General features: G+C 48.9%; 12 protein-coding genes. 3 read left to right on the top strand and 9 right to left on the bottom strand.

The window, feature by feature from the left end; all coding sequences use genetic code 11:
• Positions 1-6 precede the first annotated feature (6 nt).
• A complete protein-coding gene (locus MHI52_RS01950; RefSeq protein ID WP_036616541.1) occupies positions 7-612 on the top strand; it encodes a methyltransferase domain-containing protein in 606 nt (201 codons plus the stop codon).
• Positions 613-995: 383 nt separating this feature from the next.
• On the opposite strand, the gene MHI52_RS01945 is transcribed toward MHI52_RS01950, so the two are convergent.
• The 6 genes from MHI52_RS01945 to MHI52_RS01920 all read right to left on the bottom strand — a co-directional run bounded on the left by MHI52_RS01945 (position 996) and on the right by MHI52_RS01920 (position 8,389).
• Positions 996-2,132 (bottom strand): glycoside hydrolase family 88 protein, encoded by a 1,137-nt coding sequence (locus MHI52_RS01945; protein ID WP_405158337.1) that lies wholly within the window; start codon positions 2,130-2,132, stop codon positions 996-998.
• Positions 2,133-2,333: 201 nt separating this feature from the next.
• Positions 2,334-4,286, bottom strand: coding sequence for a glycosyl hydrolase (locus MHI52_RS01940; protein WP_405158336.1), 1,953 nt, complete (start codon positions 4,284-4,286; stop codon positions 2,334-2,336).
• Entirely contained in the window at positions 4,279-6,279 is a 2,001-nt protein-coding gene (locus MHI52_RS01935; protein ID WP_405158335.1) for a heparinase II/III family protein, read from the bottom strand. Before MHI52_RS01935 ends, MHI52_RS01940 begins: the two co-directional genes overlap by 8 nt.
• Positions 6,280-6,574: 295 nt before the next feature.
• On the bottom strand, positions 6,575-7,231 hold the full coding sequence (locus MHI52_RS01930; RefSeq protein ID WP_047840427.1) for an SGNH/GDSL hydrolase family protein: 657 nt from the start codon (positions 7,229-7,231) through the stop codon (positions 6,575-6,577).
• Positions 7,232-7,364: 133 nt separating this feature from the next.
• Positions 7,365-7,694, bottom strand: a complete 330-nt coding sequence (locus MHI52_RS01925) for an AzlD domain-containing protein (RefSeq protein ID WP_036616530.1) — start codon at positions 7,692-7,694, stop codon at positions 7,365-7,367.
• Entirely contained in the window at positions 7,685-8,389 is a 705-nt protein-coding gene (locus tag MHI52_RS01920) for an AzlC family ABC transporter permease (protein ID WP_405159347.1), read from the bottom strand. The genes MHI52_RS01925 and MHI52_RS01920 overlap by 10 nt, the downstream gene beginning before the upstream one ends.
• 447 nt (positions 8,390-8,836) lie before the next feature.
• Here MHI52_RS01920 and MHI52_RS01915 point away from each other — a divergent pair, with 447 nt between their 5' ends.
• Positions 8,837-10,837 (top strand): methyl-accepting chemotaxis protein, encoded by a 2,001-nt coding sequence (locus tag MHI52_RS01915; RefSeq protein ID WP_282319636.1) that lies wholly within the window; start codon positions 8,837-8,839, stop codon positions 10,835-10,837.
• A 296-nt stretch (positions 10,838-11,133) separates the two neighbouring features.
• On the opposite strand, the gene MHI52_RS01910 is transcribed toward MHI52_RS01915, so the two are convergent.
• The gene (locus tag MHI52_RS01910) at positions 11,134-12,330 is read right to left on the bottom strand and encodes a DUF2087 domain-containing protein (protein WP_405158334.1); all 1,197 of its coding nucleotides are present in this window, start codon (positions 12,328-12,330) and stop codon (positions 11,134-11,136) included.
• A 273-nt stretch (positions 12,331-12,603) separates the two neighbouring features.
• Positions 12,604-14,577 (bottom strand): methyl-accepting chemotaxis protein, encoded by a 1,974-nt coding sequence (locus MHI52_RS01905; protein WP_340018973.1) that lies wholly within the window; start codon positions 14,575-14,577, stop codon positions 12,604-12,606.
• 266 nt (positions 14,578-14,843) lie between these two features.
• Between MHI52_RS01905 and MHI52_RS01900 the strand changes: the two genes are divergently transcribed.
• On the top strand, positions 14,844-16,244 hold the full coding sequence (locus tag MHI52_RS01900; protein ID WP_405158333.1) for a serine hydrolase: 1,401 nt from the start codon (positions 14,844-14,846) through the stop codon (positions 16,242-16,244).
• A 168-nt stretch (positions 16,245-16,412) separates the two neighbouring features.
• Here MHI52_RS01900 and nagZ read toward each other — a convergent pair whose 3' ends face one another.
• Positions 16,413-18,131 carry a beta-N-acetylhexosaminidase gene (nagZ, locus tag MHI52_RS01895; RefSeq protein WP_076253937.1) on the bottom strand — a complete coding sequence of 573 codons (1,719 nt, stop codon included), beginning with the start codon at positions 18,129-18,131 and terminating at the stop codon, positions 16,413-16,415.
• Between the last annotated feature and the right edge of the window lie 15 nt (positions 18,132-18,146).

Genomic DNA, 18,146 nt, shown 5'->3' with positions numbered 1-18,146 from the left:
AACATAATGCATCAGCCTTTTGATTACATCGGGTATTGGGAGGAAACATATCGTTCGGGTGAAACTTCTGGGAGGGGTTCATACGGGGTTTTGGCTGAATTCAAGGCCGAGGTCGTGAACGGACTGATTCAACGTGAAGGGATTCATCGTGTCATTGAGTTTGGATGTGGGGATGGCAACCAGTTGCAATACATGAATTATGAGGACTACCTGGGCGTGGATGTAGCGGCTTCTTCCGTAAAGCGTTGTGCTTCCCAATTTGCCAAGGATTCGTCCAAGAGTTTCATGCTGTATACACCAGGCCTATGGATTAACCGTGGTTTCCTGCAAGCCGATCTGACGGTCTGTCTCGATGTGTTATATCACATCACGGATGAAACGGATTTTCGTAATACCCTCTATGATATTCTGCACTCCTCAACAGCATGGGTGGTGCTTTACACCCGTTTGAAAGAAAACGGCAACCCGGGGATTGATACAATTCAGGACCGTAATCTGTTTGAATATCTCTTCGACTATCCTGATTTCAAAGTTCATGAGATTATTCCGCAGCGCTATCCAGATCAATCTTCTGCCGACTTTGTCATCCTGAGACGTACACCTTCGAAGTGAAAATTGATCTTTTCAGTAGAGCATAGCTAAGTCTGCACCCCAACTGGACCCGTAAGAATGAATATTCATAGGCCAGATACTTCTTTTGTCTTCCTTCAATTATGTACACCATCTGCCTGTCCGCTCACCTTAATTTTCTATCCAGAGCTCAAGCTTAGGTATACTCTGTCTCCAATAGAAGGAATATCGTTCCTGATACTGGAGACAGTCTCACGCGGACAGGTGATGATGGTTTGCTAATGACGCTACTGACAATAAATACTGAATATATAACTGGTTAACTAGTTGAATCTAATGAAATAATTCGAAGGCTCACAACACTAATACCTTACTAATCCGTTCTCCCCTTCAGTTCTTCCAGCCCGTAGTTCTCAATTCTTCTTTTAAAATAACCCCGCATGTCCACGCAGCTTCGCCAGCGCTTCCATATAGAAATAATCGCCGTATATAATCGGCACATTCAGCCCTCGCCCTTCCGGGTAATGCACCGTTCCCTGCATGATCAGACCTTCTTCCGCTGCCGAGTCGCCAGAGCTATAGTGCTCATGCAACCCGCGGACGATACGTTCTCCCGCGGCAGCATAGATCTCCCCGCGTGGCGACAGCTTCGCCAGCTCAAGCAACCCGCTCGCGGCAATCGCCGCAGCGGACGAGTCCCACGCCACCTGATGCTCCGCAGGTGCGCGGAAATCCCACACCGGCACGATCTCTTCGCCAAGCATGGCGAGGAAGAAATCGGCCGCACGCTCCGCTGTCTCCAGATATCGGGCTTCGCCCATATACCGGAAAGACAGCGCAAACCCGTGCAACGCCCAGGCGGTGCCCCGCGCCCAGGCGGAACCTGGAGCATGGCCCTGTCCGCCATGCTCTCGCAGCTTCTGCCCCGTGTGTGGATCAAACTCCACCACGTGGCAGATGGACCCGTCAGCGCGGATGAATTCGCGCGCGACGGTGTCCGCATGTGCTTCCGCCAGCCAGCGGAAGCGAGGATCGCCGCTCTGCTCGGATGCCCAGTAGAGCAGCGGCAGGTTCATCATGCTGTCAATGATGGCTACGCCGCGCGTATCCATTGCTGACGAGCTGAAGTTCCAGGCGCGGATGAACTCACCGCGCACGTGGAACCGGGCAGCGAGCAGGTTGGCGGCAAGCATTCCGCGCCGCCGTCCATCCATGCTACCCGTCTGGCGATAGTTGGCTACGCCACTAAGCAGCCAGATGAACCCCAGATCGTGATCCACCGATTCGGGATCACGCAGACAACCTTCCAGTTGCCGCTCACAGCTTTCGGCAATGCGATGTAGCGGAGCGACCGCTTCACTTTCCGGAGCATCCTCATAGACCAGCCATAACAATCCAGGCCAGAAACCTGCTGTCCACCATTCCGGATCATTCCGGTCATACGTCCCCTGCGGGGCAATGTGTGGAAATGTATCCTTGATCCGCTTTGCATTCCGAATTGTCTTGGCAACGCCCTGTTGCCACGCTTCTTCGAGCCATTTTACCGACGTTGATGTGTTCATGAACATAATCCCTCCTCGATTCAATACCAGACATCTATGCTTGATGCTCCAGGTCATCCTCAACTTATCTATAGCGTCGTATGCCGTAACTGCAATAGCTATCCGTTAAATATCACTAATCATCCACGAATAACACTTTTAACTATGCTTCGAGCTGTTTTGAGATGTTTGGAGATCTAATGATCCTCAACCTGAACACCTTCAGTTAACCTCGCCCAATCGGATCGCAAATGACAACCTACGTGCTCCGTTCACTTCAATCCGGGCTTCCTTCAGTAAACCATTACGGGAGGCCACGGCCTGTTCCTCCAGATGAATTATGGCTCCCTGATCCAGCGCAGTGGATTCTACATACGCCCCCCGATACTTCGTTCGTACGCTATGATCCGTATGGGTAATTACCGCCTGTTCACGACCATCATGGAACATCAACGGAATGAGTGCCCCTGCTGCAGCGATCTCTCCTTCGAATTCATACGTTATAGTCAGCACATCCGCCTGTTGTACATAATGGGTACGCAATATTTTAATTCCGGGTAATGGACCGACCCATGTCACGGCAAAAGCATTCTCCAAGGCGTTCACGCCATCTTCTGCCGCTCTTTCCTCCAGATGCTGCTCCACTTGGTTCCGTGTATCAGGGTCCACCTTCTCATACACAATGGAACCACCTCCCTGAGCAGGGTCTAATCCAACATCCCGATCATATGCACCACCGGATGGAATCCCCTCTGCAAGACTGTGCCATACCCCATCTGGTGTCTTCCAGGCAGGACAGTAACTGAGCGGACGAACCGCCCCTTCGGCAAATTCCGTGAACCCGGCCTGCACATGGCTGGCAGCCGACGGACCAATCAGACCAGGTAACCCCGTCTGTTGAATCCGTACCAAACCAGGAATCGTATACGGATCATTCATCGCCGTGTGTAATACCAGTTGCTGACCAGGTATGGAAGCAATCACAGTTTCAAACCACCCATCGGTCTGCAGAACCCTGCTGCCTAACTCGGAAGGAAGGTATACTTCGCTCACATCGTCTCCCGGATCACTGAGACAAGCGTGAGCAAGCGCTGCTGCCGTCCACAGGTTGTAACAGGTGTGGTTGGTATATATCTCGTACCCGTGCCGATCTTCTGGCGCGTATTCATTGCGTACGATTTTCAAACGTCCATCTTCCATCTTCCAGCGCTCAACAGCAGCAAAACACCGATTGGCCGCACGTGCAAAAGCACCCGCCATCACCCGATCTCCCGCCTTCAGAGCCTGCGTTGCATGTGTGGAGCATACATAAGCCGCCGCCGCTTCATTCCACTGATGCTGGGAGCTGCGACCACGCGGTGGAATCTCACCTAGCGGCGAGAGCGTCAGTAACGAGCTGAAGGCACCATGGCGCAGTTGCTCACGTAACGTATCGGCAGTGGTTCCCTCGTAACCAGCTTCAAGCATCACCCCAAGGTGATAACGGGTGGCAATATCATAGGAATATGGACAATTTGGACGGTCCAGCGGTCCATCCTGATACAAGCCAAGGGCCGTAAACCGGGGTAGATGATAGGCTTCCAGATAACGATCCATCCACGCAGTACCCTCATTCGCCAGCTGTTCATGCCACCGCAGATATTCGCCAGAGATCATAATGGCGTTCCAGTTAATCATGCGATTGGGATTGTTCATCTTGCTCATCGTAAATACATAATCTTGTTCAGGACTGATTGTCTTGAGTGCCTCAGCCCAGATCTGTGCATGTTCAGGCAGGTGTGATTTCAACAACATATAGGCTCTTATCATGAGAACCGGAAAAAAATCGGGGTGATTGTCAGGTACGCTACCATTGACCACGGTATCAATGCTCTGTGACAGGGCTATTGCTGCCGATTGGAGCAAATCTGTACGCCCTGCATCAACCAGAACTGCCGCAGCCATCGCATAGGCCGGTGTAGAATAATATCTCTCCACACCCGAGAACGGGTCGATAATTGCCCCCTGGCTGTCCTGATATGGTGTGTAAGCGCGAACAACACTTTCAACAAGTGCCAACTTGCGCTCCCTATTCCAGCCGTCTGCCGGAGGGGGGCCCGCTTGTTCTGCCAATGTACGGTAATGTTCGAGTTCGTCTTTCCATGGATACGTGGACGCAGATGTATATTTACTCACGCATGCTCACCTCGGTTTCTCCCATTTTCGGTTCAATGATGAAGCGTACCTCACATATCGTTTCAAGCGGATTAGGGCGTTCTGTCCGAACATCCGTCTCATCAATTGCACCTGTCCATGATAGTGACGTCCGATAGAATGTGACTGGAACATTGTCATGATCAACTGTGTCCAGTTTCTCCGTAAGAATTTTCCACTGGTTCGCATCATACGTCATATGGATCGCCCCATGTGCACCTTGCCAGCGAAGATTACCGCTCTTCACCACCTCAGGTTGTACTCTGCTCATCCAGCGCTCCACTACGCTCGAACATCCTGCATCTGACTCATCCACCGAAGAGAATCGTTCTGCCGAAGACACCACCCTGCTCTTCCATTGAAAACGGTCAATGAGACGCAATTCCGCTCCATTCCCGCTCCCGTCAGAAGCCATCTTCCAATGAAATTGGCGCGTATAACGAGCCAGTGAAGCTGCCCCAGAGTATGCGGATGTCAGATCCAATGTAGTATCCAGCTCACCGCCACCCTCTGCCAGCTTTGCCTCTAACACATGGGCTTGCGCTTGCCGACCGGAGCATTGCTCCTGGCCTTCAATGAGCGGAACGTTATGCCCGGATGACGAGATGTGGAACAGTTGCTCTCTGCCTGGCGCAAAATACACTTGGGTATACAACCCTGCTCCTGGATCACACAGAATATTCTCACCACCGCAATGGATAATAAACTGCCCCAGATCATTATGGTTGTGAGGTTCATCGTTATGCCCGCCTTTAATGGAAATAGCCACATGAAGGGGTGCGCCGTTCGCATGTTTTGTATCCGGAGAATCGAATGGTCCTTTTGCAATCATCCATCCCAGATTTTGAAAAATAAATCCTCGTTCAGCCTGCCCAGAGGCACCTTCATCACCGTACACTGGCGGATCGCTCCACATCACGTTCCGCAACAGATGAGCCCAGCGATGACAGGGATCATCGGTAAGCAGTGGAATATGAAGCGGCAAATCCACCTGCAACCCAAATCGGGATGCGAGCAGGGAAAGCAATCCGGAAGGGATCTCTTCCTGCTCGGCACTGTCCGAATAATTTACGAATGTTCCACCTGACAAATGAACTCGCAGCGGGAAGGCTGCGATGGCTGCTATTTTGGTACCCGCTAGCAGATCTAGTTCGCCCTCACTGTACTCACGAAGCATCTCGGCATAATAGGTGAAATAACCAAATCCATATACCCAATATCCAATGCCTTCGGCACAGCCGCCATCCTCGCCATATCCGCTCAAGAATGCGTTCATACAGCTGACCGTATGGGAGATCGATTTCTGTAGTGTGAGCTCATCCTCCAAAAGCAACAATGCGGCCATGCCACAGCAGCCACCACAGACCGCCGACCAGTTGTGATCCGCTGTCTGCCAATGGAACTTCCGTTGCTCCTGGTAAAGCGGGATGAAGATTCGCCGCTCTGCTTCAGACCTGATCCGCTCTATGACAAGGCGATCCAGCCGCTCGGCGTGAATGGTCACAATCTCGGCCAGCATATGTACTGTCTCTGCGGCGAACAGATCGATGTTCCCATTCACCTGGTTGACCTCTCCCGTACCCAGATGCGCGGGTAAACACCACGTATACTCACCACACACGTCCCACAACATTTCTTCCAGCGCTTGAAGGGCATCCGTCCTAGCCGTGTCCAAGGCGAGCATCGCCACAGCAGCAAGTCTGCCCCTTCGATCGAAATAAGCCTCTTCATAGGCTTTCCGCTCACCCGTATCGCTGAACTGTCGATATAGACGGAACGACAAGGAAGGCATGGGTTCATTCAAGGCACGTTCACCGTAAGCCTTCAAGTCTGTGTATAACGTAGCCAATTCAGGCCGGGATAACTTCTCCAAGAGTCTGTCGGCACTTAAGGAACTCAATGCTCTGCTCTCAGTACCACGTTGGTTTATATTTTCATTTTCGACTTCGTGAATGGAATCTTCCACTGGATTCACCACTCTTCGTTAATGGATTGTCATGCCCATATTATAATGTAATCGATTTCATTTTACCGGATATGATAGCATTTTTGAAGAATTATCCATTAGAACCCTTTCCACGACGGTACTCCCTTCTCCTTCCTAACCAAAAAAAACGAAGAACCTTCGTCAGGTCCTCCGTTGAATTCGGCCTGTCACCACAGGCTTTTTATGGTTATCTCATATTCTTAACTATCTTATATCCTCATCCTCAATTAATCCTGAATACCTATAATGCTGTTGCCCATATCCTAGCTGTCCGCTGTTGTTATCACACAATCGCAAGCGAAGAATTCTGTACAACAGACAACCATTGGCGTGCAATCAGCTCATGACCTGCTGCGGTTGGGTGTACGCCATCCCACAACCAGTACGCTGCATCCGCCTGTTTCAGAGCGTCATTAAACGTCTGCTGCAATGGTACCCACACAGCTCCAAATTCTTCAGCAAGACCTTGGGCCAGTTTCTGATATTGACCGACATACTCTTCCCAGGCTTCCCATTTCTCCGCAGTCGCTCCGGTTCTCAGAATAAACGGCTCCATCAAAATCAGCCCCGTATCTGGCATCACTTCCCGAGTTTCTTCGAGCAAATGGCGATACGCCCGTCCGAAACGATCCGTTACCCCGCTAGGTTCACCATTCATCGTGCGCCAGGCATCATTAACCCCAATCAGGATGCTGATCAGGTCCGGTTTTAGACTAATGGTATCCTCATTCCAGCGTGCGTACAGGTCCGATGCCCGATCCCCGCTGATGCCTCTGTTATAGAAGGTCTTTTGCTTGCCCGCCAGTTCCATACCCAGTTTGCTGGAGATCAGATACGCATACCCGTGTCCGAGAAAATGATTTGGATCATCATTGCGTGATCTTCCCCCATCTGTAATCGAGTCTCCCTGAAACAATATAACGGATGGACTTGTACTCATGATTGAAATCGTTCCTTCCTCTTGTGCAAAATGGAAACACTGTACACCTCAGTCTTCATTTTATCCCTTTCGGCTACAATAGAAAATAGCGTTTTCATCACTGAGTTTCGCCATCATATGACTCTCCTAGCAATTATCCGATCCAATATCGCAGTATCATCATAGCCACAATACCGACCATTACGGTTCCCAGCAGACTGCGTGTCCAGATGGCTACTGCAATCGTAGGCAGGGAGGCCCACAGAGCTGCATTGTGCGTAATCGGCACTAACTGGTTGCCCGACATGAACAGTTCCTGACCAATCAGCGCTGCCATGACCGCTACGGGTACATACTCCAGCCAGCGTAACAACCACATCGGAATCTGTATCTTGCTGAACAGCATCAATGGCAGTACACGCGGGATAAATGTTAACAGCGCCGAACCCATAATAATCCAGAAAACATCCCATCTTACTTCCATCGTTCCATGATCACTCCCATCGTTGCCGCAATGACCGCAGCCACAATGACACTCATGCTGCCAAGTGAAGCCATGCTGGCGAAGATTACACAGACAACGGCGATAATAGCCACATTAATGTGTATTTTTTTGTTTTTGCGATGCACCAACTGGAGTACGACCAGTCCAATAAACATCGCTGGCAGGGCATAATCCAGACCCAGTCGTTCCGGGTTAGTGATCCAGCGTCCAAAATACGCTCCCGCCATATTAGCCACGAACCAGTTCAGATATGCGGTAATATTCAGACCGTGCATCCAGCGTTCACTAAGCCTTTCCCTGCCAATCGCACGTGTCATCGCCACGCCGAAAGACTCATCGGTAAGCAATGAACCAATCCACATATTTTTAAGCGGGGTCAGATGCCGAAAATACGGCGATACAGCTGCACTGAGCAGCAAATGGCGAAGATTCACAAAAAATATGGTGAACATGATGGCTATTGCTGATCCATTCGATGCGAGCATGCCTGCTGCAATGAACTGAGCCGATCCTGCATATAAAATCAGGCTGAGCAGTGCCGTTTCCGCCAGACTCAGACCTGCGGTCATTTCAATAACACCCGCCGCAAAGCCAATACTCAAATAACCAAGCAGGGTTGGGATACAATCTTTGACCCCCTGCATGAATGTAGCTTGATCCTGGACCTCTTCCATGTTCTCCTGTCCAGATATCTGTAGTGTACTTTGGTCCAACTGCCTTACAACCCCTCTCCAATTTCAGTCCCCATAAACCGATATATATGGATGTAGATCCATCAAGGTCCACTCTTCATGAAAACAACTTCTTTGTGTATTCAACATGACCAGTTACATGTCTTATGGATTTCACATTTTGCAGAATTCACTTCACAATAATTCAGAAATATACCACAAGATGTGCACTAAGGGAGAGACAGATTACTTTTTATAGAACAGATGTAATCCTAAATACCTACAAAATCGAAAAATATTTTCGCGAAACTCATAAATTATGTTGAATAAACGCGAAATTTGTCATACGATAGCACCAGAAACTTCTGGAAAGGATGGAATGAAATATCTTTTACCAGATGGGCTTGTCCACTAGACATGGGGATGGGTTACACAGAGGGGGGAATGTGTATGAAAAAAATTCGTAAACAAGGGGTCAAAAGAACGATGCAGATGAGAGAGAAACTAATTTTGTCATTTGCCATTGTATTGCTCATTCCAACCATTAGTCTGGGCATTATCTCGTTCCAAACAGCTGATGCCAAGGTTGAAGAGAAAATGTATGAGAACGCGATCAGCAGTGTTACTGTGCTCAACCAAACTATTGACCAGATCATTGGTGCAACACGCAAAAATGTTGATTTCCTGGCAAGTCAGCTGGATGCAGGCAATGTCGGACCCAATCAGGGTGACGAAACCGATACCATCCGTACCTTGCTCGACGCTTACAAGGAAACGCATGATGACGTGGAACTTGCCTCCATCGGTACCGATCAGGGCGTGTATATTAACTCCCCTGTAACTGCGGTGAACAAAGAAGGTTATGACCCGCGCGAACGCCCGTGGTATCAGGCTGCTACGCAGAACAAAGATGTCCCTACCGTAATCACCCCCTACTTATCAAGCAATACCGGCAATGTTGTTGCTTCGGTAGCTCAGACCTCAGCGGATGGCCATGGTGTCGTCTCTGTCAGCCTATCGCTTGAAGCCCTCTCGAAGACGGTTAACTCCACGAAGATTGGCGAGAAGGGTTATATCTATATCATTGATAATGCCAATAAAATCATTGTACATCCTACCGAAAAACCGGGGACCGAAGGAACCATGGCACCCTATAAAGATATTTTTGCACAGAAAAACGGAAGTCTGACCTATACACTAAATGGAAACCAGGAACACGCCTTTTTCTCCACCAATGAAACGACGGGCTGGACCGTGGTTGGTGTCATTGACAGTGGGGAAGTGACGGCTTCTGTCCGTCCGATCCTATATACCACACTTATTGTTGTCGCGATTGCAATTGCGGTAAGCTCCATCATTATTTTCTGGATTGTGCAATCAATCACCAAACCACTGAACCGCTTGGTGAAGGCATCTGACGAAATTAGTAATGGTAATCTGACCATCGAGGTTGCTGTATTGGGACAGGATGAATTCGGCAAGCTGAGCACCAGCTTCAATAAGATGAGCGAATCCTTGCGAACCGTTATTCAGGACGTGCGACACACAGCTGACGAGTTAACCGCCTCATCCACACAATTGGCAGTCAACTCATCGGAGACAACCAAAGCAACAGAGCAAGTCGCCCTAATCACGGAAGAATCCGCAGCTGGACTTGAGAAACAAACAAGCAGCCTGAAACATACGGCACTGCAGATGAATGAACTTGCTGGAGGTGTGGGACAGGTAACGAACAGCACACAGCAAGTATCCGAAGCTGCCATGCAAGCAAGTGAGCTCGCGGATAAAGGGAATGCTACCATGCAGACGGCCGTATCCGAGATGAGTTCCGTCAGTCGCTTTGTGCAAGGTATGGCAGATACTGCTGGACGACTTGAACAGCATTCCACATCCATTGGTGAGATGGTATCTGTCATTACAGATATCGCTGCACAAACCAATTTGCTTGCTCTCAATGCTTCTATTGAAGCAGCACGTGCAGGTGAGCATGGACGCGGCTTCTCCGTTGTTGCCAGCGAAGTCCGCAAGCTGGCGGAACAATCGAGCCTGTCCGGCCAGAAGATTGTAGAGATGGTCGGAGCGATTCAACAGGAGATTTCAATGGCCAATCACAATGTACAGATCGGGCAACAGGATGTAAGCAACGGCATTCGTGCCGTTCAGTTTGCAGATGAAGCTTTTGCCCAGATTAGTGAGGCTGTTGGGGTCGTCAATCATCAGCTTGAGAACATTGCAGCCGCCTCACAACAGATGTCTGCAAGTACAGCCGAAGTGGTGCAATCCATTGATCAGATCCACGCCATATCGGAAACCAATGCCGATGGAACGGAGAACATCTCTGCTGCTACGGAGGAGCAAGTGGCTTCCATGCAGGAGATATCATCCTCTGCTGATTCCCTTGCCCATCTGGCTCACAAGCTACAGAAGCTGGTGGAACAATTCAAGCTGTAGTCGTTGAACTAAAGATTAGTTACACTGACACTACGATGACAGAACAACCTTCCAATCGCTGTTATCCCCAGATTTTTCGATTCCCTTTTCCATAGGGGAAAATCCGGGGATAAAGGCGCACGCTTCGCTTTTTCAGGTTTTTTCTGTCCTCTCCGTTATCGTGTAAAAGACTGGTTCAACTTATATAACAAGTAGTCTCTACACACCAAAAGCCCCTTTGCCATCATATTGGCAAAGGGGCTTTTGGGTTAATTTGAGTTATAAGGAACGGGCATTTCAGAAAGGAAATGCCTCTCCTATTCAGCAGATTGCTTTTTATCTCCGTGGTACCCTTGATCTCCGTAGGGCTCTAACTGTTCAAACCAGCGATTCAGACATTTGGCGAGTGCATCTTTGGAATCGTAATACGGGTTATCGTCTTGTTTCAATGTCTCCAGCACCTCGATCACAAACGCAGTCTCTCCATATTCATTCCATTCAGCCTGCAATCTTCGATTCAGATGACTACCCATCTGTAACATAAACCGTTGTCCATTAATGGTTTTCAGGTTCAGTGTGCTGTCGATATAAACTTTACCGTTACGTTCATTCCGAATTTGGTAGACGCCCGCTTCCGTTTTAACTTCTTTGGCCTGTTCCTGCAATTCTTTGCGACGATTCATCTTCTCCTGCTCCCCCTTTTCTTTGCGCTCCTGTTTTCCAACTTTGGCGCTCTGTTGATCTGTGTGGCTTCCCAACCAATACTGACTGCCGTCTGGCTCACGTTCCAGCAAACCATAGTCGACGAGATACCTCCGTATTTCCACGTAATCATCATGAACTTCCTTCAGAAGCTCATTGACCTGTTTCTCGGAATATTTGCGCTCTGTCTCGAATCGTTTGGCAATTTCGATGAGCACAATATATTTATGCTTTTGCTGCATATGAAATGTCGTCAGCCGACCGCCAGTACCCTCTGGAAAATACTTGTTTAACACCTTCTCCCGATCCTGTTCTGTAATATCAAATGAGTTCGGATGGATCGTATGCCCATGTCTTGTCACCGGCGACACCCATTCAGCCGGGGCTTGGGTATCTTTACTCTTGAGAAGCTCCATTAATGCCAGAAATATCTTGGCCTGCCGTTCCTTCTCCTTTAATACAAACCGATGATTCCGGATCGTGGAAGCACTCCCGATGCCAAGGGTCTTCTGTACTTCAGCATCCTTCTTGCCTTCATAGAATTGTGACAACAATCCCCGCTGGACATCAGACAATCCGGTTACGCTTTTATCCAGCTCCAGCAAATATTCAAATACCGATCCATGAACCTTCTCAATGTGCACTCGCATATAACGGGCTGCCTCATAGAGCACTCCTTCTTCAGGATAGATAATCCCCGCTTCCGTCCTGTATCCGCAGCAGACACATATATAGGCGGGACCCTCCTCCATATAACCACGCTTGATCTCTTCCAATGAAGCTGTTTGCAACCAGGATTCCGATGATTTCATGTAAAAGCTCCTTTTTATCATTGTTATAGTCATTACAATCGTATATTAATTAAATATTTTATAATAATGTTTGTTTATTTATAGATATAATATATTTTTGTTTGTTATATGTCAATATAACGGAAAAGAATGCTGTGTTTAAAGACATAACGGATGCCCCTTGTTCAACAGAAAAAAGACCGCAGGGTCGCAACCCTGCAGTCTCATCGCAGAAAGGGCATTTCAGCACCTTCCATAAGCATTTATCCTCAATCATTATCATTTCAATCTCTGTTACAACTTAAACCGTTCAATCATGCTTTGCAGATCTTCAGCCATACGTGACAATGCTGCCGAAGAAGCTGCAACCTCTTCCATTGTAGCCAACTGCTCTTGAGCCGCCGCTGATCCATCTTCCGTTCCAGAGGCAATTCTGTCCGACAGAACCATTGTATCACTTACTGCCTTGTTGATATGACTCATGCCCCCATCAATTTGGCGGGAAGCCGTGGATACTTCTCCAGCTTGTGCAGCCACCAACTGTACCGCAGTACGAATGTTATTGAATGCTTCGCCTGCTTCTGTAACCATCTGCGAACTCTTCACCATACCTTCTCCCGTACGGGCAAAAGTGGATTGCACCGCATTGGTTTTCTCCTGCATCTCATGCATAAGCTCATTAATCCGCTCGGCTGAAGCGCCTGAACTGTGAGCCAGTGTCTTCACTTCGTTGGCTACAACCGCGAATCCGCGCCCTTGCTCGCCAGCTCTTGAAGCTTCAATGGATGCATTCAATGCAAGAATGTTCGTCTGCTTGGCAATGGCCGTAATCTCGGCCACAATCACAAGAATCTCTTCATTTTTCGCGCGCAGATCCTCAATGACCACAGACATGGCTTTGCTCTCATCATTCACCTGCTGAATATGGGTAACCGCTTCTTCTACTGTAACCATACCTGCTTCCGACTTAGTGGATGCATCCAGAGCGATACGAGCGGTGTCTTCAGCACTTGATGAGATCTCTTTGACTCCAATGGACATTTCGCCCACGAGTTGACCTGTAGCAGCAAGACTATTGTTCTGCAAAGTCGTTCCCGCAGCTGCATCCTGCATCAGTTCAGCCACCTGTTCTGTGGCTTTGGATGTCTGCTCGGAACTCGCCATCAGTTCTTCAGAAGATGCCGCCAGCTGGCTGGATGTATCATGCACCTCTCCAAGCACACTACGTAGTGAAGTCGTCATCGTATCAAAGCTATCTCCAAGCTGTCCAAACTCATCCTTGCGCTGTAAACCTACCCTTACGGTGAGGTCCCCGGCGCTTACTTTGGATGCTGCCTGCGTTAATTGCAGCAATGGCCGGTGAATGCTGCGGATAATGAATATAAGCAGAATCAACCCGATAACCAATGCAGATGCCACAATTGTAATTGCACGGATCAAAATAGGCATTACGGCTTCACTTGCTTCGGAAGGAACCATCTCGCCAACAATTTTCCAGCCTGTCACCGGATTGGTGAAATACACAGCTTCCACTTCGTGACCATCATATGTATACTTCACCGTTCCACTTTCCTTCGTATACATCTCATTAATGTAGCTTTCATCCGACTGTGTACCGGATTCAATATTGTAGTGGAACAGGAATTTACCCCCGTTATCCAGCATGTACAGTTTGCCTTCTTTACCAATACGTATCTGATCAACGGATTCTTTCAGATGATTGAGACTGACATTGGCCCCGAATACCCCTTTGCCATCAGCCAGCTTGGCAGCTGCCGTTACAACCCATTCACCTGTTGTGACCGACTGGAACGTATCCGAGATTACAGGTTCGTCCTGGGACATGCCCATCGTATACCATGAACGTTCACGTGGATCATAGATCTGTTCCCCGGGATCAGGAGATTTCATCCAGCTGCCATCTTCCGCACCTGCGGTGAGTACACCCAGTTCCTTATGATTCTGAGACATCCGATCCATCTGCCTTTGCAGTGCAGGGGATTTATTAATAATATCGTTTGAAGTAATACCCGCAGCCATCTGCGCTGCGTTATCCTTCTCCATATCCAGCATTTGATTTATCTGCAGACTAAGCATTTCTGTTTTGGCTTGTGCGGAACGAATAATTTCCATTTTAACCTGGTCAGCAGCTTTTTGATAAGACAACCAACCAACAGTAATGCTCGGTACAATCAGGAACAGGAGTAATGCAGCGATCAGGCGTTTTTTTACGGTTAAAGTAAACCAATTTCGAATCCTTTTCTTCATATAACTATCCCCCATCATAATCTTCACCCATCCTTTTATCGGACAATCGCTGTAAAAATATTATGTATAGATACTAAATTAGAATAAATTTAATCTTTTCAGTCAGTTTAGATGGATTCACCTAATCCTTCTATTCGTTTTGACCCCCTTAGCGAGATCGTTTACAATGCTCATAAGCTGGTTATTCATGAAACGATTGGAAGGAGAGGATTCAAATCTTACGCAAGTCACATGAAAGGCAACATGTTTCCACTGTATATTCATCCATGTTCCGCATTCTGTTAGCGCTCATCCTGTGTGCAGGCCCGATTCTGGGACAAGCTGGTATTACGGTATCCGCAGCGCAGGCGACGCAAGCAGTTCACATTGAAGTGAATGGTGAGCAACAATCCTGGAAGAACGCACCACTTATCATCAAAGGTTCAACGTTTGTTCCACTGCGGGATGTGGTCACATCGGTTAAAGGCACGTTGAAATGGGATAATCGCACCAAGACGGCTACCATTACCGTTGGCAGAGACAAGCTGATCCATCAGGCTGGCAGCAATTCCATTAAAGTAAACAAGGTCGATCTGGCTACAGGTGTGAATTCACGTACCGTTAACGGTACGTTGATGGTACCTGTCCGGGCCATGGCTAATGCAATCAAAGCAGACATCACGGTCCAACGTACAGCCACGGGGCAGATGAGTGTAAGTATGGTCACTGATCAAGTCAGCCTGCTGAACAGCGAGGTTGCCAGCGTTGATACGTATCTGCGCGAGATCAACTATCCAGGTATGGCTCTGATCGCCCGCGATGGTGAAGTACTTCTAAAGCAAGGCTACGGACTTGCCGATGAACAGACGCTGAATCGCCCGGATCAAAAGACCCGAATCGCATCGCTGAGCAAATCCTTCACGGCCGCGTCCATTCTGAGTCTCGTGGAGGATGGTAAGATTAATGTGCAAGATCCAATCTCCAAGTATATCTCTGGTATACCAAAGGGAGATCAGATCACGCTACATATGCTGTTATCCCAGACTTCAGGTCTGCCATCTGCATTTGGTCGGGGTGAAGGAACTTCTATGGAAGAGACTGTAGAGGAGATTCGCCACAAAACGCTGAAGTTTGAACCAGGGAGTACCTATCTGTACAGCAACAGCGGTTATGTTCTGCTTGCATACGTCGTTGAACAGGTATCTGGCATGAGTTATGCCGACTACGTGCAACAAACGATACTGAAACCACTTGGTATGAAAAATTCGGGAGAGGCCTCCCGTAAAGTGCACACGATTAGTGGTTTTGTTCAAGAAGATAACGCATGGGTAACTGCACCTTACTATGTGTCTCAATCCGGATCAGGAACCATCTATTCCACGGTGGACGATATGCTGAAATGGGATCGTGCGCTGTATACGGACAAGATTCTAAGCCAGGATACGATTGAACAGATGTATGAGCCTTATTCTGATAAAAACTATGGCTACGCCTGGATTCTCAAAGAGAATGGCGCAAACCGTACCGTCTTCCACAACGGTAGTGGTGGCGGGTTTGCCACAGCCTTTTCACGTAATCTGTCCGATGATATCACCATTATCCTGCTTGGCAACCACGCAGGTATGGACATGACTTCACTTTTGGATGAAGTTGAGGCACAGACAGCCAAAGCACTGCAATTGCAATAATCTATAATTAATAGCTTATAATGAGCAAAGAGACGGTCCTTTAAAGGATCGTCTCTTTGTGTTGTATATGTTCTCATTTTAACGACTCACACTTCCGTTTCGCTCAACCCACAATCCATCTCTTCTCCATCCTGCAAAAGGCAGATTTACTCATATTCTTATTACTGCCTAGGAGACATCCGCTCTTTCATCATCTGTCTGCTTTAATGTTACAGGAAGTTTCCCCGCAAAAGGAATGCGCCCCATCAGCGCCTGAGCGACGCTATCCATGGCAAGTGGCCGGCTCTCGTAAGCCGCTACATAGACCTGGGCATCCGGAAGCGCCAGCAGATCATAGGGGCTTCGCAATGCCACAACAGCCAGCGGTTTGCCCAATTGCTGTATCCAACCAATCAGCCTGCACTGTGGATCGCCGGAGGGACTTCCCGCATTGTAGGTTCCCACCACAATCTGCCGAATGTCATCTGCTTCCGCTGCCTGAAGCAGACGGGCGGAACGAATGGCAACCTCCTCGGGCGTGACCGTCAGATCGACAACATCCAGACCATACATGGATAAGGCTGAGCCCAAGGTGAACGTCTGAGTCAGCTGTTCGTCTGCAATTGTCGTCACGGACGTGGCAACCGTTATGACCAGCGTGCGTTCCGGCTTCAAAGGCAGCATATTCAGCTGATCGCGCACCAGTGTGATACTGTTCTCGCTAATACGGCGAGCAACCTCTTGGTGTAATGAACTTTTGCGCTCTGAACCACTGGATAGAGCAGGAGCGTTTGATGCCTTTGGCAATGATGCATTCGATACTACGCCATACACTTCCTCATCACCTGCATCACCCGTTTCACTCTCTAACAAACCACGTTTCGCCTTGTACATCAGCAAGCGATTCACCGACTCATCAATACGTCTCTCGCTAATCCGCCCGCTCCTCACAGCTGCTAACAAAGCATCAAATGCCTCTGCCTGAAGCTTAGCCGTATGGCTAATTAACACCAGATCTGCCCCGGCCTCTACCGCCATTACGGCTGCATCGACAGTGCCATAGTTCACGGCAATGGCATCCATCTCCATGCAATCTGTCACGATCATGCCCTCATAACCCAGTTCCTGGCGAAGCAGACCGCTTAATACGGTTTGCGATAGCGTTACGGGCAGACGCTCTGGCTCCAGTGCAGGGAAATAAATATGCGCCGACATCATGGCATCGACACCTTCGGCTATAGCCGCTCGGAATGGAATCAACTCCAGGCGCTCTACCCGTTCCCGATCATGAGTGATGATCGGGAGATCCAGATGGGAATCGGTATCCGTATCCCCATGCCCCGGGAAATGCTTGGCTGTCGCTGCAATCCCAGCGTCCTGTATTCCCGCAATGGTTCTGGCCCCATATTCTGCAACCGATTGTGGAGATTCGCCAAATGATCGTACACCGATGACCGGATTGGCCGCGTTATTGTTTACATCCAATACCGGAGCAAAGTTCATGTTAATGCCCATGGCCTTCAGCTCCAACCCACTGATATATGCCGCCTGATACGCATCGTCAATGGAACCGGCAGCGGCAATGGCCATTGGTCCAGGCATCAAGGTTATCCCTTGGGTAATTCGAGCAACCATGCCGCCCTCCTGATCAATGGATATCCAGAGCGGCACATTACCGCTGCTTTTGGCAATCTGTTGTAACCCTGACGATAACCGCTCTACCTGCTCTGGCGACTCAACGTTGCGAGCAAAGTAGATTACGCCACCGATTGGATACTTTCGTAGAAAGGGTTCCACATCGCCAGCAGCTTCGGTGCCATGAAAGCCACAAAGCAGCATTTGCCCGATTTTCTCACGCAAGGTCATCTGTTTCAGCTTCGACTGGTATAACTCTTTTGGCCCACTCATTTCATGCCTCCCTCC

This window comes from Paenibacillus sp. FSL H8-0283 (assembly GCF_045040675.1).
GTDB classification, from domain to species: Bacteria; Bacillota; Bacilli; order Paenibacillales; family Paenibacillaceae; genus Paenibacillus; species Paenibacillus amylolyticus.
This window is presented reverse-complemented; position numbering and strand designations above follow the sequence as displayed.